The sequence below is a fragment of the Acidovorax sp. JMULE5 genome, assembly GCF_013376875.1.
GTDB classification, from domain to species: Bacteria; Pseudomonadota; Gammaproteobacteria; order Burkholderiales; family Burkholderiaceae_C; genus Acidovorax; species Acidovorax facilis.
Window position 1 is genome coordinate 5,179,392 of the sequence record NZ_CP035951.1, and the last position, 14,054, is coordinate 5,193,445.

14 protein-coding genes are annotated in these 14,054 nt (G+C 64.9%); 6 read left to right on the forward strand and 8 right to left on the reverse strand.

The genetic code is table 11. From position 1 onward, the window contains the following. Positions 1 to 62 precede the first annotated feature (62 nt). The 4 genes from kynB to EXV95_RS23565 all read right to left on the reverse strand — a co-directional run bounded on the left by kynB (position 63) and on the right by EXV95_RS23565 (position 3,302). Positions 63 to 716 (reverse strand): arylformamidase, encoded by a 654-nt coding sequence (gene kynB, locus EXV95_RS23550; protein WP_176888719.1) that lies wholly within the window; start codon positions 714 to 716, stop codon positions 63 to 65. 122 nt (positions 717 to 838) lie between these two features. After that, complete coding sequence (locus EXV95_RS23555; RefSeq protein WP_176888720.1) at positions 839 to 1,189, reverse strand: YkgJ family cysteine cluster protein; 351 nt, start codon at positions 1,187 to 1,189, stop codon at positions 839 to 841. A 32-nt stretch (positions 1,190 to 1,221) separates the two neighbouring features. After that, positions 1,222 to 2,649 carry a HAMP domain-containing sensor histidine kinase gene (locus tag EXV95_RS23560; protein ID WP_176888721.1) on the reverse strand — a complete coding sequence of 476 codons (1,428 nt, stop codon included), beginning with the start codon at positions 2,647 to 2,649 and terminating at the stop codon, positions 1,222 to 1,224. After that, a complete protein-coding gene (locus EXV95_RS23565; RefSeq protein WP_176888722.1) occupies positions 2,646 to 3,302 on the reverse strand; it encodes a response regulator transcription factor in 657 nt (218 codons plus the stop codon). Before EXV95_RS23565 ends, EXV95_RS23560 begins: the two co-directional genes overlap by 4 nt. A 198-nt stretch (positions 3,303 to 3,500) precedes the next feature. Between EXV95_RS23565 and EXV95_RS23570 the strand changes: the two genes are divergently transcribed. The 3 genes from EXV95_RS23570 to EXV95_RS23580 all read left to right on the forward strand — a co-directional run bounded on the left by EXV95_RS23570 (position 3,501) and on the right by EXV95_RS23580 (position 7,297). Continuing rightward, complete coding sequence (locus EXV95_RS23570; RefSeq protein WP_176888723.1) at positions 3,501 to 4,490, forward strand: GNAT family N-acetyltransferase; 990 nt, start codon at positions 3,501 to 3,503, stop codon at positions 4,488 to 4,490. Between the two features lie 133 nt (positions 4,491 to 4,623). After that, positions 4,624 to 6,822: a TonB-dependent siderophore receptor gene (locus EXV95_RS23575; RefSeq protein WP_176888724.1), complete on the forward strand. Its 2,199-nt coding sequence runs from the start codon at positions 4,624 to 4,626 to the stop codon at positions 6,820 to 6,822. 70 nt (positions 6,823 to 6,892) lie between these two features. Further along, positions 6,893 to 7,297 carry a copper-binding protein gene (locus EXV95_RS23580; RefSeq protein ID WP_255484850.1) on the forward strand — a complete coding sequence of 135 codons (405 nt, stop codon included), beginning with the start codon at positions 6,893 to 6,895 and terminating at the stop codon, positions 7,295 to 7,297. A gap of 42 nt (positions 7,298 to 7,339) precedes the next feature. Here the strand turns inward: EXV95_RS23580 and EXV95_RS23585 are convergent, their stop codons facing one another. Genes EXV95_RS23585 through EXV95_RS23595 form a run of 3 tightly spaced genes read right to left on the reverse strand, consistent with a single transcriptional unit; the run spans position 7,340 to position 10,188 of the window. Further along, positions 7,340 to 8,032: a hypothetical protein gene (locus EXV95_RS23585; RefSeq protein WP_176888725.1), complete on the reverse strand. Its 693-nt coding sequence runs from the start codon at positions 8,030 to 8,032 to the stop codon at positions 7,340 to 7,342. Positions 8,033 to 8,045: 13 nt separating this feature from the next. Beyond that, positions 8,046 to 8,966, reverse strand: coding sequence for an ornithine carbamoyltransferase (gene argF, locus EXV95_RS23590; protein WP_121507236.1), 921 nt, complete (start codon positions 8,964 to 8,966; stop codon positions 8,046 to 8,048). A 25-nt stretch (positions 8,967 to 8,991) separates the two neighbouring features. Then, a complete protein-coding gene (locus EXV95_RS23595) occupies positions 8,992 to 10,188 on the reverse strand; it encodes an aspartate aminotransferase family protein (RefSeq protein ID WP_121507235.1) in 1,197 nt (398 codons plus the stop codon). Positions 10,189 to 10,457: 269 nt separating this feature from the next. Here EXV95_RS23595 and EXV95_RS23600 point away from each other — a divergent pair, with 269 nt between their 5' ends. Then, positions 10,458 to 10,781 (forward strand): DUF3579 domain-containing protein, encoded by a 324-nt coding sequence (locus EXV95_RS23600; protein WP_121507234.1) that lies wholly within the window; start codon positions 10,458 to 10,460, stop codon positions 10,779 to 10,781. 268 nt (positions 10,782 to 11,049) lie between these two features. Here EXV95_RS23600 and rpsT read toward each other — a convergent pair whose 3' ends face one another. Next, a complete protein-coding gene (rpsT, locus tag EXV95_RS23605) occupies positions 11,050 to 11,352 on the reverse strand; it encodes a 30S ribosomal protein S20 (protein ID WP_008905691.1) in 303 nt (100 codons plus the stop codon). Positions 11,353 to 11,551: 199 nt separating this feature from the next. Here rpsT and murJ point away from each other — a divergent pair, with 199 nt between their 5' ends. Both murJ and EXV95_RS23615 read left to right on the forward strand, forming a co-directional pair. Next, the gene (gene murJ / locus EXV95_RS23610) at positions 11,552 to 13,117 is read left to right on the forward strand and encodes a murein biosynthesis integral membrane protein MurJ (RefSeq protein WP_176888726.1); all 1,566 of its coding nucleotides are present in this window, start codon (positions 11,552 to 11,554) and stop codon (positions 13,115 to 13,117) included. An 82-nt stretch (positions 13,118 to 13,199) separates the two neighbouring features. Next, positions 13,200 to 14,051: a SirB1 family protein gene (locus EXV95_RS23615; RefSeq protein WP_121422607.1), complete on the forward strand. Its 852-nt coding sequence runs from the start codon at positions 13,200 to 13,202 to the stop codon at positions 14,049 to 14,051. Positions 14,052 to 14,054: the final 3 nt, after the last annotated feature.

Consider the following 14,054-nt stretch of genomic DNA (forward strand, 5'->3'; position numbering starts at 1 on the left):
TTGATAGCTACTGGCGCTTGATGGACGAGCGGTAGAGGCCAAAAAAGCTTGAAATTTTTGGGCTACAGCGCCCTCAGCACGGCGCGCACGGGCGATGCGTCGGCTGTGGTCAGCTTGAGCGGCAGGGCGATGAGTTCGTAGTCGCCCTCGGGCACGGCGTCGAGGACCAGGTTTTCGAGCACGCGCAGGCCCCGGCGGCGGATGACCTGGTGGCTCTCCAGTGTCTTGCTGTCGGCCGGGTCGATGCTGGCGGTGTCGATGCCCACCAGCAGCACGCCCAGGTCGGCCAGGCGTTCGATGGTGCCGGGCGCATAGGCGGCCAGCTGGCCGTCCCAGCGGTCTACAGGCATGTGTTCATAGGTACGCACCAGCACGCGCTGCGGCAGGGTGCCGTTCACCGCGTGGGCAATGTGCTCCCAGGTGACGAGCGGGCCGCAGCCGATGGCGTGGATCACGCGGCAGGGGCCCAGAAAAGCGTCGAGCGACAGGTCGCCTATGGTGGCGCCCTGTGCGTCATAGTGCAGCGGTGCATCGGCGTGCGCGCCCACATGGGGCGACATGGTGATCGCGCTCACGTTGACCGGGCAGCCGGGGCCGATGGTGGCGCACCACTGCTGGCTGTAGGCCGTGTCGCCGGGGAACACGGGGCTGCCCGCATGCACGGGCGGCGAGATGTCCCAGAGCCGGCGGGCGGTGGGTGAGGAGGGCGTTGACATGGGACAAAGTTTGCATGTCCCGAAAAACCCGTGGTGTCGGTTATTTCCAACACCTGGTCGATTTTTGTTGAGGCCTAAACTATTTTGATGCGGCAGTAGCCCGGCTGCTGGAGCGTGTCACCTCACAAGATGGCGTCTTCCGCGAACGGCGCCAGCCCGTGCCGCGCACGCGCCTTGTGGCAGGCGTAGTCGCCCGCCGAGAACTCGCGGCAGGGTGCCGGGCGCAGTTCGTAGATGCTGCACGCCACCTGCTGGCCCACCTGGCCGGTCAGCGCGGCGCAGCGGATGGGCACCTGCTCCGTGCCCCGCATGCGGCAGGTGCTGCCGTTCACATCCAGGGCCAGACCGTCGGGCACGGTGCCGCCCATTGCCTGCATCTCGTACATGGCAAAGTCCACGCGAAAGCTGGCGCAGCAGGCGCCGCAGCTCAGGCAAGGGTGGGCGGAATCGGCGGTGGTGGTGGCGTCGGTCATGCAGGACGGGGGGTGGGCCTGCGGCGGAGCCATCAGGCGCTGTGGGGGAGCGGAATGCTAACGAAAAAACCCACGCCCCGGCCGTTTAGGCCCGCACCGATCTGCACCTGCCCGCCCATGCGCAGCACCGCCTGCCGCACGATGGCCAGCCCCAGGCCCGAGCCGTTGGAGGCGTGGCCCGTGCCCCGGTAGAAGCGCTCGAACACCTGCTGCTGTTCGGTGGCCGGGATGCCCGGTCCGTCGTCCTGCACCGACAGGTGCAGCGCCACGCCCTCGCGCCGCAGTGCCACCTCCACGTTGCCGCCGTTGGGCGTGTAGCGCAGCGCGTTGTCGATGAGGTTGTGGGCGATGGATTCGAACGCAGGCTGGTCCAGCCGGGCGGGCAAGGTGTCGGGCGCATCCAACGACAGCTCGATGTGCCGTGACATCGCATCAGGCACGGCCTGCGCCAGCGCGCCGCGCAGCCACTGCGCCACATCCAGGTCGCGCGGGGCGGGTCGCTGCGCGTCGTCCAGCGCGGCCAGGTCCAGCAGTTGCTGCGCCAGGTGCGAGGTGCGGGCGATGGCCTGCTCCAAGTGGGCCTGGGCCTGCGTGCGTTCCTCTTCGCTGGGCGAGCGGGCCATCACGTGGGCCTGGGCGGTGATCACCGCCAGCGGCGTGCGGATCTCGTGCGCAGCGTCCTGCACAAAGGCGCGCTCGCGCTCGACCTTTTGCCGCAGCTGGGTGAAGAGGTGGTCCAGTGACTGCTCCAGGGGCTTGAGTTCGCGGTGGCGGGCGTTGAAGCCCACAGGCTGCAGGTCGTCCTTGCCGCGCTGGGCAATCAGGCGTGCTAGTCGCTGCAAGGGGCGCAGGCCGTTGCGCACCGAGAGCCAGACGGGAAGCAGTACGAACGGCATGGCCAGTAGCAGATAGGGAAGGATGAATCGGCCGTTGTAGGCCAAAAACGCGGAATCCGTACGTTTGGGCTCGAAAACCTGCAAGGCCCACCGGGCGTTGCGGCCCGTATAGATTCGATAAACGCTGCCGCCCGCGCTTGTTTCAATGATCACGCCGACTGCTGTGGGTTGCGCGGAAGGCAATGTCAGGTCCTTTAGCTCAGGCGAGGTATACACCGGCTGCCCCGCCGCATCGCTGAGTGCATGCAACGTCTTGCCAGGAAAAACACCGCCTTGCCTGCGCCGTATGTACGTCCATGCTTCGGTCGATGCGATAGCTGCGGCCGCTTGCCCGGGGTCTGCAATGTTTTGTAGCGATACGAGCAGCGCATCGCCATACTTTTGAAGCCCTGGGTCATTGGCAATCGCATGCTTGTAGGTGACGAAGATGTAGGCCAGCAGAACCGCCCACACCAGCACAAAGGCCAGCAGCACCGACACCACACTGCGGCGCACCAGCGTGGGCTCGGCCAGCTTGGCCCAGGTAGTTTGCAGATGGCGTGAAAGAGAGAAGGGGCGTGTCATGGCTGCAGCAAGTAGCCCACGCCGCGCACCGTGCGGATCAGCTCCGCCCCGATCTTGCGCCGCAGGTTGGACACATGCACTTCGATGGCGCCAAAGTCCACGGGCTCGCCCAGCGGGTCCAGCCGCTGCGAGAGCAGGCTTTTGGACACCACCACGCCCGGCTCGCGCGCCAGCTCCAGCAGCAGCTGAAACTCGCGAGGCGACAGCTCCAGCGGGAGCCCGGCGCGCTGCACGGCATGGCGCCGCGGCTCGATCACCAGCTCGCCCAGCACCCAGCGCTCGCTGGCCTGGCGGGCGCTGCGGCGCAGCACGGCGCGGATGCGCGAGAGCAGTTCGGCCGTGGCAAAAGGCTTGACCACGAAGTCATCGGCCCCGCCATCCAGCCCGGCCAGCCGGTCTTCCACGGCCGAGCGCGCGGTGATCACGATGATGGGCACCTGCTCGCCCTGCGCCCGCCAGCGCGCCAGCAGGTCGAAGCCGCTGCCGCCGGGCAGCGTCAGGTCCAGCAGCACGCAGTCGATGGTGGTGGCATCGACAGTGGCCGGGGCATCCACCGCGCGGCGCAGCCATTCGCTGGTCAGGCCCTCCACCTTCAGCGCGGACTGCAGCGCGCGGCCCAGGTCCAGGTCGTCTTCGATGAGCAGAATGTGCATGGGGTGCGATTGTGGCGGGTGCTGTGGCGCCTGCGCGCTGTTTGAAGCGGTGCCTTTGGCTGGCGTTAAGGCAGCACTTTGCACAATGGCTGCGGGCTTGGTGCAACGTGGCTTGCTCACGGCCGTTTGAGCGAGAAGAAGAATGAATAAATGGATTGAACTGGAGAGGATGCCCTTGTGAGTGATGGCAAATCGATGATGAATTTATCGACCCCTTCTGGGCTGGTGCTGCGGCCGTTTTGTGGCCCATCGGACTTCCCGGCCATGGCTGAGGTGGCCAACGCCAGCTTTGATGCCGATGGGGTGCTCGCACGGCGCACACCCGAAGATCTGGCGCGCGACTACGCCGCTTTCACCCAGTGCGATCCTTACCAGGACACGGTGATGGTCGAGCTGGATGACGAATTGGTCGCTTATGGCCGGTGCTGGCAGTTCACGCAGGCCGACGGGTTGACGCTGCACGCACAAATCGGCTTTGTGCCCGGGCGTTGGCGTGGACGCGGCATTGGCCGCGTGCTGCAGGGCTGGATCGAGCAGCGGCACCACACCGTGGCAGCGCAGCAGCCGGGCGGCCAGCACGTGCACCATGCCTATGTTCAGCAAGGCGAAGACGCGCGGGCCAGATTGCTGCAGGCTGCAGGCTATTCGCCGAAGCGGTACTTCTTTGAAATGCTGCACACGCGGCTGCACGATGCGCCTGCCTTTGCATTGCCCGCGGGCTTGGAGCTGCGGCCCGTGCTGCCCGAGCACTACCGCGCCATCTGGGATGCGCACCACACCGCGTTTGAGGACCATTGGGGGATGGCGCCACCGTTGGCACGCGACTACGACACCTGGCTGCAGAGCCGGATTTTTCAGCCCGCGCGCTGGCAGGTGGCGTGGGACGGCAATGAGGTCGCAGGCCAGGTCCGCACGTATATCAACGAGGATGAGAACCGCCATCTGTCACGGCGCCGGGGCTACACCGAGTTCATCAGCGTGGGGCGCAAGTGGCGCAGACGCGGTCTTGCAAGGGCATTGATCGCCCGCAGCCTCCGCCTGTTGGCCGACGAAGGGATGGCCGAGTCGGCGCTGGCGGTGGACGGTGAGAACCTGACGGGCGCTAATCGTGTGTATGCGGACTGCGGCTTTCAGGTGGTCAAGCGCAACACGATTTACCGCAAGCCGCTGGAGGTGCCCAAGCTGTAGTCGCGGCGTGCGTTGGCTCCGGAATCACCTGTCGCGTGGATGCTGCAGTTCAGCGACACCCAGGGGCACAGGCATAGGTCTTAGGCTGCGCTTAAGCCTTGCCCTCGGACAATCTGGCGCAGAGAGGGCATCTATGAAGCAAACAATAAACAACAGCCATCGCATTGCCATCTGGGCGACGTGCTTGGCCTCTGCGGCAGGGAGTTCGTCATGGGCGCAGGGTACGCCGGAGGGAACGGGCGGCGCTACGCCATCGCTTGATGGCATCACGGTCACGGCACGCAGGTCGTTGGAGCAGCGTTTTTTTGCAGCCGGGTCGCTGGTGGTGGTGGACCGCAGCGACATCGAGCAAATGGGCGCGTTCTCGGTGGCCGACGTGCTGCGCCAGCTGCCAGGCGTGCAGGTGACGCCAAGTGCTGACGGCAGCGTGGAGATCCGCATGCGCGGCATGGATCGCGGTGCCACGCAGTTGCTCATCGATGGCCAGCGCGTGGGCGGCAAGCGCTCCCAGTTGCCCATTGACCAGCTGCCGCCCGAGCTGATCGAACGCATCGAGGTGGTGCGCGCGCCAAGCGCAGAGTTCTCGGGCGCCACGGGCGGCACGCTCAACATCGTGTTGCGCCAGGCCACCGTGAAGCGTGAAACCACGCTGCGTCTGACCGACAACCACGTGTGGGGCCGCAATGCGGGGCAGGCGTTTTTCTCGCGCACCGGCCCCTTGGGGCCAACTTCCACGGGCGCCGACGAGCCTCGCGAAGCGGAGGCCAGCCAGCCCTGGTCGTACTTCGTCGCTGCTTCTGCGACAGGACTGCTGCTGGGGTCGGATACGCACCGCAGCACGCAGCGTGACGGGGCTGACGTGGCGCAGTCCGACACCAGCGCCCGCTACAAGCGCACCGACTATGCGCTGGTGCCGCGCATCAGCGGGAAGCTGGGGACGGCAGACCAGGTGACGCTGCGGGCAACCCTCAGCAAGGCTGACTTTGGCGGCACAGCCGACAGCGTGGGCAGTGGCGATGGCACATATGCCCTGAACTCGCAGGAGTCGCACCAGTACGACCGTCGCTATCTGCAAGCAGCCGCCGACTGGACGCACCGCTTTGCTGCCAGCAAGCTCGAAACCACGCTGACCGCCAGCCGGGCCAGCGACACCGTGGACCGCAGGGGAGATCTGTTGCGCAACATTGGCGCGGGCGGTGCAGTGGTCACCGACAGCTACAGCTTTGTGGACGACCGGCGCGAGGACGTGTGGAGCCTCAGCAGCAAGCTCACCGGCACGGCCGATGCACTGCTGTGGAGTGCCGGGGCGCAATTCGAAGACCGCAAACTCTTCGTCAGCACCACCGCGAGCGGCGCCCTGCCGGTGAACTCGGGCCTGGACGCTGGCATCCGCCGGTGGGTGGTCTGGGGGCAGAACGAATGGGAGCTGCCCGCCAGCACCACGCTCACGCTGGGCCTGCGCGGCGAGCGTGTGGAGCTGAACGGTGGAAGCTCTGCAGTGGCGGGCAGCAAGCAGTGGAACATCCTCCAGCCATCGCTGCACACCCGCACCCCGCTGTCCGACGACCTGCAGTGGCGTGTGAACCTCGCCCGCGTCACCCAGCTGCCGCGCGTGTGGGACCTGGTGGACCGGGTCATCCCCAGCCAGGGCAGCAACAGCCTGGGCAACCCCGACACCATCGGCAACCCCAACCTGCGCCCGCAGGTGGCCTGGACGCTGGACACCGGCTTCGAGCGGCGCCTGGCCAGCGGCCACGCAGGCCTGAACCTGTTTGTGAGGCAGATGAGCGATGTGCTGGCGCCCACGCTGGCATTGAACGGATCGCGATGGGTGGAGCAACGTGCGAACGTGGGCGACGCGCTGGTCTGGGGCCTGGAGGCCGATGCCCGCACTGGGCTGGCGTGGCTGGGCCTGGGGCGCGACTGGACGCTGTCGGCCAACGCCAGCCTGTTGCAGTCCCGCATGACCAGCGGGCCCAATGAAGGGCGGCGCATCCCCGGGCAGGCACGCTATGTGGCCACGCTGACCGCTGCCAAACCCATGCCGCGCACCGGCGGATGGTATGGCGGCGCCACGTTGACCATGACAGGGCGTGCCGACCAGGACATCAACTCCACACTCACCGGCCAAAACCGCGCGAACGCCATGCTGGACTTCTACGTGGGGCAGCTGGTACGCGGACTGGGATATTGGCGGCTGGGCGTGTACAACGTGGGCGACGCGCACTTCCGCCGAGATCGCGTGGATGCTTCGGGCGCGGTGCCTGTGGTCAGCCGCAGCAGCATGCAGTGGACGCCGCGTGCGTACCTGACCGTAGGGACGCAGTTTTGAACTCGCTGCGCAACGGTGGTGCAGCGTCCGTCAGCGCTCTCAGTCAGCTGAGTGAGCGAGAAAGGTCAGCATGAAAACAGGAACGAGGTTTGCAGCAGTTTCTAGCCAACTCTCTGTACTAGTGGTCACTGCGTCGCTGTGCTGCGCCATGGTGGCCGACGCAGTCGCCGCACCGTTTGGCCCGGCAAAGGAGGTTGACCAAGGCGCCGCCACGGCAGAACCGGTTTTCACGCGGGCCCGCTTGGTGCCCGTTCAGCTGGATCGGGACGGCCGACTGCTGGTGCGTTTGAAGCTGCTGCCGCGCTCCAAGATTCCGTTCACCACGCAGACTTTCACGGTGCGCGACAGGGAGCTTCTGGCTGACATTCCCGAGGGGGCGTGGGTTAAGTTCACGGCCCGAAATATCGATGGTGAAAATACGCTGACCAGCATTCACGCAGTGCCGGAATGCAAGCGCTTTCAGTCCTGCGACTGATATAGCGCTGTCACGCCCGACCCTGGTGTCCGGTACAGCGCGTTACTTTGTCTCCGGGCCGTAGAGCCGCCCTTCGGTCAGCGCCTCCAGCGCATGGCTCAGGTTCGTGCGCGCCTGGGCTTCGTGCCGTTGGGAAAGCAGTTCCGTGCCGTAAATGCGCGGCCGGTCAAGAAACCCCTGCAGCACCGCACTGCGCCCCGCCACATAACGCGGCCAGCGCACAAAAAAGTATTCGCGCCGCACATTGCGTTCGAACTGGCGGTACACCGCGTCACTCTGGCCGAGGATCGCCAGGTCGATGTCGACCACCCACTGTGCATCGCCCGTGAGTGGGCCGGGGGTGTGGCGGGTGTCGAGGATGTGCTGGTGCACGGTTTGCGCCAGCGTGGCGGGTAGGCCCTGGCCCAGGATGAAGCGGCTTGCCCAGTCGGCGCTGCGCTCTTCGTTGTGTTTGCTCCACGGCCAGTAAATGGCATCGTGATACCACAGGGCCAGCGCAACAGCGTGGGGGTTGTCGAGTGCGGCGGGTTGCTGATCCTGCACCGCGTGCCAATGCCGCAGGCAGGCCCAGAGGTGGGTGGTGTCGTGGTAGGCGCGCGGCCAGCGCGCCCAACTGAGCACAAGCCGTCGCCCCTCTTTACGCCACGCCGGTGTATCCCGGCCGAGTGCTTGGCCCAGCGATGCCCAGTGTGCCAGCAGTTCAGCGCTGTGGGCGGGCTGGCGACGCCAAGGCATGGAGAGCCAAAAATCAGGCTATGCGGCCGAGCAGAAGGTACTCCATGAGGGCCTTCTGCACGTGCATCCTGTTTTCTGCCTCATCCCACACCACCGACTGCGGCCCGTCGATCACATCCGCCTCGACTTCCTCGCCCCGGTGCGCAGGCAGGCAGTGCATGAACAGCGCATCAGGCTTGGCGGCGGCCATCATCTCGGCGTCTACACACCAGTCGGCAAACGCCTTTTTGCGCTCTTCGTTTTCTGCCTCGTAGCCCATGCTGGTCCACACATCGGTAGTGACCAGGTCGGCGCCTTGGCAGGCTTCGAGCGGGTTGCTAAAAAATTGATAGCTGCTTGCGCTTGTCCCACCTGCGCCAGCGGCCAATTTCTCATCAATTTCGTAGCCACGGGGTGTGCTCACATGCACCTTGAAGCCCAGCAGCGCAGCCGCCTGCAGCCAGGTATTGGCCATGTTGTTGCCGTCGCCCACCCACGCCACCGTCTTGCCCTGGATGGAGCCGCGGTGCTCGATGTAGGTGAAGATGTCCGCCAGGATCTGGCAGGGGTGGTATTCGTTCGTCAGGCCGTTGATGACCGGCACGCGGGAGTTGGCGGCAAAACGCTCGATCTTGGCCTGCTCGTAGGTGCGGATCATCACCAGGTCCACCATGCGGCTGATGACCTTGGCGCTGTCTTCAATCGGCTCGGCGCGGCCCAGCTGGCTGTCGCCGGTGGTCAGGTGCACCACGCTGCCGCCGAGCTGGTACATGCCGGCCTCGAAGCTCACGCGAGTGCGTGTGCTGGCCTTCTCGAAGATCATGGCCAGCGTGCGGTCTACCAGAGGGTGGTGCTTCTCGTAGGCCTTGAACTTCTTCTTGATGAGCGCGGCACGCTCGAACAGGTAGGTGTATTCGTCGGCGGTGAGGTCGTTGAACTGCAGGTAATGTTTCATGGGCTTGTGTCTCGGTGCCGGCCGATTACTCGGCCAGGATAGCTTTGACCAGCGGGGTCAGTTTGGCGACGATTTCGTCGGCCTCGGTGGTGGTCAGGATCAGCGGGGGAACCAAACGGATCACGCTGTCGGCCGTCACCGACAGGAGCAGGCCGGCTTCGGCAGCGCGGCCAATCAGTGCGCCGCAGGGCTTGTTCAGTTCGATGCCCAGCATCAGGCCCTGGCCGCGAATTTCCTTCACGCCGGGCAGGCTGCCCAGTTCGCGCTGCAGCGCTGCCCGCAGGTGGTCGCCCACCGTGGCCGCATTTTGCAGCAGGCCTTCTTCTTCCATGATGCGGATGGTCTCGACCCCTGCGCGCATGGCCAGGGGGTTGCCACCAAAGGTGGTGCCGTGGTTGCCGGGCTGCAGTACGTTGGCGGCCTTGGGGCCAGCCACCACCGCGCCAATCGGCACGCCCGAGCCCAGGCCCTTGGCCAGGGGCATCACGTCGGGCACGATGCCTGCCCATTGGTGCGCAAACCACTTGCCAGTGCGGCCCACGCCACACTGCACTTCGTCAATCATCATGAGCCAGCCGCGCTCGTCGCACAGCTTTCGCAGCTGCTGCAGATATTCCACGCGCATCGAATTGATGCCACCTTCGCCCTGGATGGTTTCAAAGAACACGGCCACCACATTGGGGTTGCCTTCGGTAGCCTTTTTGATGGCCTCGATGTCGTTCATGGGCACGCGGATGAAACCTTCGACCAGCGGGCCAAAGCCGCTGTGGATCTTGGGGTTGCCCGTGGCCGACATGGTGGCAATCGACCGACCGTGGAAGGCCTTCTCGTACACCACGATCTCGGGCTTGGCGATGCCTTTGTCCACGCCGAACTTGCGCGCGATCTTGAGCGCGGCTTCGTTGGCTTCCAGGCCCGAGTTGCAGAAGAACACATTCTGCATGCCCGACAGTTCCACCAGCTTGGCGGCCAGTTGCTCTTGCAGCGGCACGTGGTAGTAGTTGGAGGTGTGGATCAGCTTGGTGATCTGGTCTTGCAGCGCGGGCACCAGCTTGGCGTGGTTGTGCCCCAGCGTGTTCACGGCGATGCCACCCAGGCCGTCAAGGTATTCCTTGCCGTTCACGTCCCAGACTCGGCAGCCTTGCCCACGGGCCAGCGCAATAGGTACGCGGCCATAGGTGTTCATCACGTGGGGCGAAGCTGCCGGGGTGGTAGCGGTCATGCAGAAATCTCCAGACGGTGCGGTGATGGGTTGGCTTGTGGCCTGTATGAAACCCGAAAAAGCGAAGCACGATTCTAGGGGGAGCCCGGTGCATGGCTGTTGAAGATTGCGCATCACTGCAATGCGGGCACTACCTGAGCTTTGGCCCCTATGTGCAGCCCGACGCAGGGTTTAGGGAGCCAGCTCTTATATAAGAGTTAGAATGTCGCGCTGCGGTGCAGCATGCAGTGATCCTGTGTCTGGCGCGCTCACTACCACTCCAATCCCCGATGGTTTCCCCCTCCTCCAAAGAAGTCTTCATTCAGGGCATCACCCACGATGGGAAAACCTTTCGCCCCAGCGACTGGGCCGAGCGGCTGGCCGGGGTGATGAGCAGTTTCCGCCCCGGCGGAGCGCGCCCCGGCAGCCATCTGAGCTACTCGCCCTGGTGCATTCCCACCACGCTCAATGGCGTGAAATGTGTGGTGGTGCACCGCGACCTGCAGGGCCACGAGCCCATGGCCTGGGACTTTGTCATCAATTTCGCGCGCGACAACAATCTGCAGGTGGCTGAAGCCTGCCTGCTGCCTGATCCCCCGTCCTCCAAGCTCTGAGCCGGCTTGTGGCCTGACCGCTTGCGGGCCAGGGGTGTCTTTTTCGGCCTGTGCGCTGGCTCTCTCACGGATTTCAGCATGGGCTGCCCCAAAGCAGGGACCTCACACCTCCGGCCCTTTGGCTCGGTGCTTGCTTCCCGCCCAGAAACGAAAAAACCGCCCGAAGGCGGTTTTATTCGTTTTTTTGCTGGCAGCGCACCCGTTACAAACGGCGAACGGCACATGCCGTTCGGGCTGTTTGCCTGCCGGGGCAGGCGGAGGGGTTGGTTTAGGCGGCTGCCAGTGCCAGGGCTTTCACCTTGGCAGACAGACGGCTCTTGTCGCGAGCAGCCTTGTTCTTGTGGAAGATGCCCTTGTCAGCCACGGTGTCCACCACGGCTTGCATTTTGGCGAACAGTTCGGTCGCCTTGGTCTTGTCGCCAGCCAGAACAGCCTTTTCGACGTTCTTGACAGCGGTACGGTATTTGGAGCGCAGCGAGGTATTCGCAGCGTTGAGCTTGATGTCCTGACGGACGCGCTTGCGGCCCGACGCCAGGCGCGGGTTCTTTTTCTTGGGTTTAGCGGATGCCATGATTTAGTTCCTTGGGTCTGTGGATGATGCCAGCAAAGCCCGCTATTATAGCCCAAGGCAGTTTGTTCATCGCCATGGGGTTCAAAACCGGCGTAGCGCCATCGCTAGCGTACCCCTGGAACCGGCTCTGCCGGGCCACAGGGTGCGTCCCCCGCTGGGGGAAGGCGCGAAGCGGCTCAGGGGGAATACACTCCCGCCCGTGTCACTGTTCAAAGCCGCCTCCACCGTTTCCCTTTTGACCCTTGCCTCCCGCATCACCGGGCTGGTGCGAGAGCTTCTCATGGCTTCCGTCTTTGGGGTTAGTGCCATGACGGACGCCTTCAATGTGGCATTCCGTATCCCCAATCTGTTCCGGCGGGTGCTGGGCGAGGGCGCCTTCAGCCAGGCTTTTGTCCCGGTGCTGTCCGCCACCCGTGCCCAGGAGGGCGAAGAGAGTGCCCATGCGCTGATCGACCATGTGGGCACCTTGCTGGCATGGACGCTGGTGCTGCTGTGTATTGCTGGCGTGCTGGGCGCCCCCTGGATGGTGTGGGGCATGGCCAGCGGGCTCAAGCAGTCGCCCCAGGGCTTTGACGCCGCCGTCACCATGACGCGCTGGATGTTCCCCTACATCGGCTTCATGTCGCTGGTGGCGCTGGCGGGGGGCATTCTCAATACCTGGAAGAAGTTTGCAGTGCCGGCGGCGTCGCCGGTGCTGCTCAACATCGCACTGATCCTGTCCATCACGGTGGGCGCACCCTGGTTTTCCCGCCATGGCATCGAGCCCATTTACGCCCAGGCGGCGGGGGTGATGCTGGGTGGCTTGCTGCAACTGGCCATCCAGGTGCCTGCGCTGGTGCGCCTGGGGTTGCTGCCGCGCATTGGGGTGCGCTGGGCGGCCATTCGTGCCGCCTGGTCCGACCCCACCACGCGCAAAGTGGCACGGCTGATGCTGCCCGCGCTGCTGGGGGTGAGCGTGGCGCAGATATCCCTGCTGATCAATACGCAGATTGCCTCGCACCTGCCCACAGGCAGCGTGAGCTGGATCACCTACGCAGACCGCCTGATGGAGCTGCCGACCGCGCTGCTGGGCGTGGCGCTGGGTGTGGTACTGATGCCGCAACTGGCCAGCGCCCGCGCCAAGCAGGACGACGACCAGTACTCGGCCATGCTCGACTGGGGGCTGCGCCTGGTGGTGCTGTTGTCCGTGCCCTGCATGGTGGCCTTGCTGGTCTTTTCAGAGCCGCTGGTGGCGGTGCTGTACCACTATGGGGCTTTTGGCGACCAGGACGTGCGCCAAACCACCCTGGCACTCACGGGTTATGGCGTGGGCCTGGTGGGCATTGTGGCCATCAAGGTGCTGGCGCCGGGCTTCTATGCCAAACATGACATGCGCACCCCCATGCTCATTGCGGTGGCGGTGCTGGTGCTGACCCAGTTGATGAACCTGGTGCTGGTGCGTTACCTGCAGCATGCGGCCCTGACGTTGACCATCGGCATTGGCGCACTCATCAATGCCGGTTGGCTGTTGATCGGTCTGCTGCGGCGCGGCAGCTACCGGCCCCTGCCGGGGTGGGGCAAGTTCGCCCTGCAGGTGATCGCTGCGAGCGCCTTGCTGGCCGTGCTGCTGGTATGGGGTGCGCAGCATTTCGACTGGGTGGAAATGAGGGGGCAAACCCTGCAGCGGATAGGGTTGCTGGCGGCGCTCGTGGCTGCTGCTGCGGTGCTGTACTTTGGCGCGCTGTGGGCAGCCGGGCTCAAGCTGCGCCAGCTGTTGCGGCGCTGATTTCACCGAAGGCCACAAATGCCCTGTCAAGAAGGGCTTTCTGTCGCTTGACGCCGCCCGCCCCGGCACTTACAACACCACCATGTCACTGAGCTATTCCGTACCCACCTCGCTGGAGTACTTTGCATCGCTGGTGCAAAGCGATGATCACTTCCCGCTGCTGGAGGCAGCGGCCAGCCTAGCGCAGGACGAATACCCTGAGCTCGACATGCAGCAACTGCTGGGCGATATGGACCAGTTGCTTGCGCGCATCAAGCGCCGCCTGCCTGCCGACGCACCTGCGCTGCAGCGCCTGCGCACGCTCAACCAGTTTTTCTTTGTCGACCTGGGCTTTGGCGGCAACATCAATAACTACTACGACCCCGAAAACAGCTATCTCAACGCCGTGCTGCGAACGCGCCGGGGCATCCCCATCAGCCTGGCCGTGTTGTGGATGGAGCTGGCCCAGGGCCTGGGCCTGCATGCGCGGGGCATTGCATTCCCCGGGCACTTCATGGTCAAGGTGCTGCTGCCCAAAGGACAGGTGGTGCTGGACCCGATCTCGGGCCAGTCGCTCAGCCGCGAAGAGCTGGCCGAACGGCTGGAGCCTTACAAGCGCCGCAACGGCCTGGTGGACGACTACGATGTGCCGCTGGGCCTGTACCTGCAGGCAGCCACACCGCGCGACATCATTGCGCGCATGCTGCGCAATCTGAAAGAGGTGCACCGCACGCAGCACGACTGGCAGCGCTTGATCACCGTGCTCGACCGGCTCATCGTGCTGCTGCCTGACGCCTGGGGCGAGCGGCGCGATCGGGGGCTGGCCCATGCCGAGCGGGGCAACACCCTCGAAGCGATGGCCGATCTGGAAGCCTACCTGGCCCACGCCGAAGACGGGCTCGACATCGACCTGATCGCTGATCGGCTGAGCGCGCTGCGCAACGCCAACGGATGACGC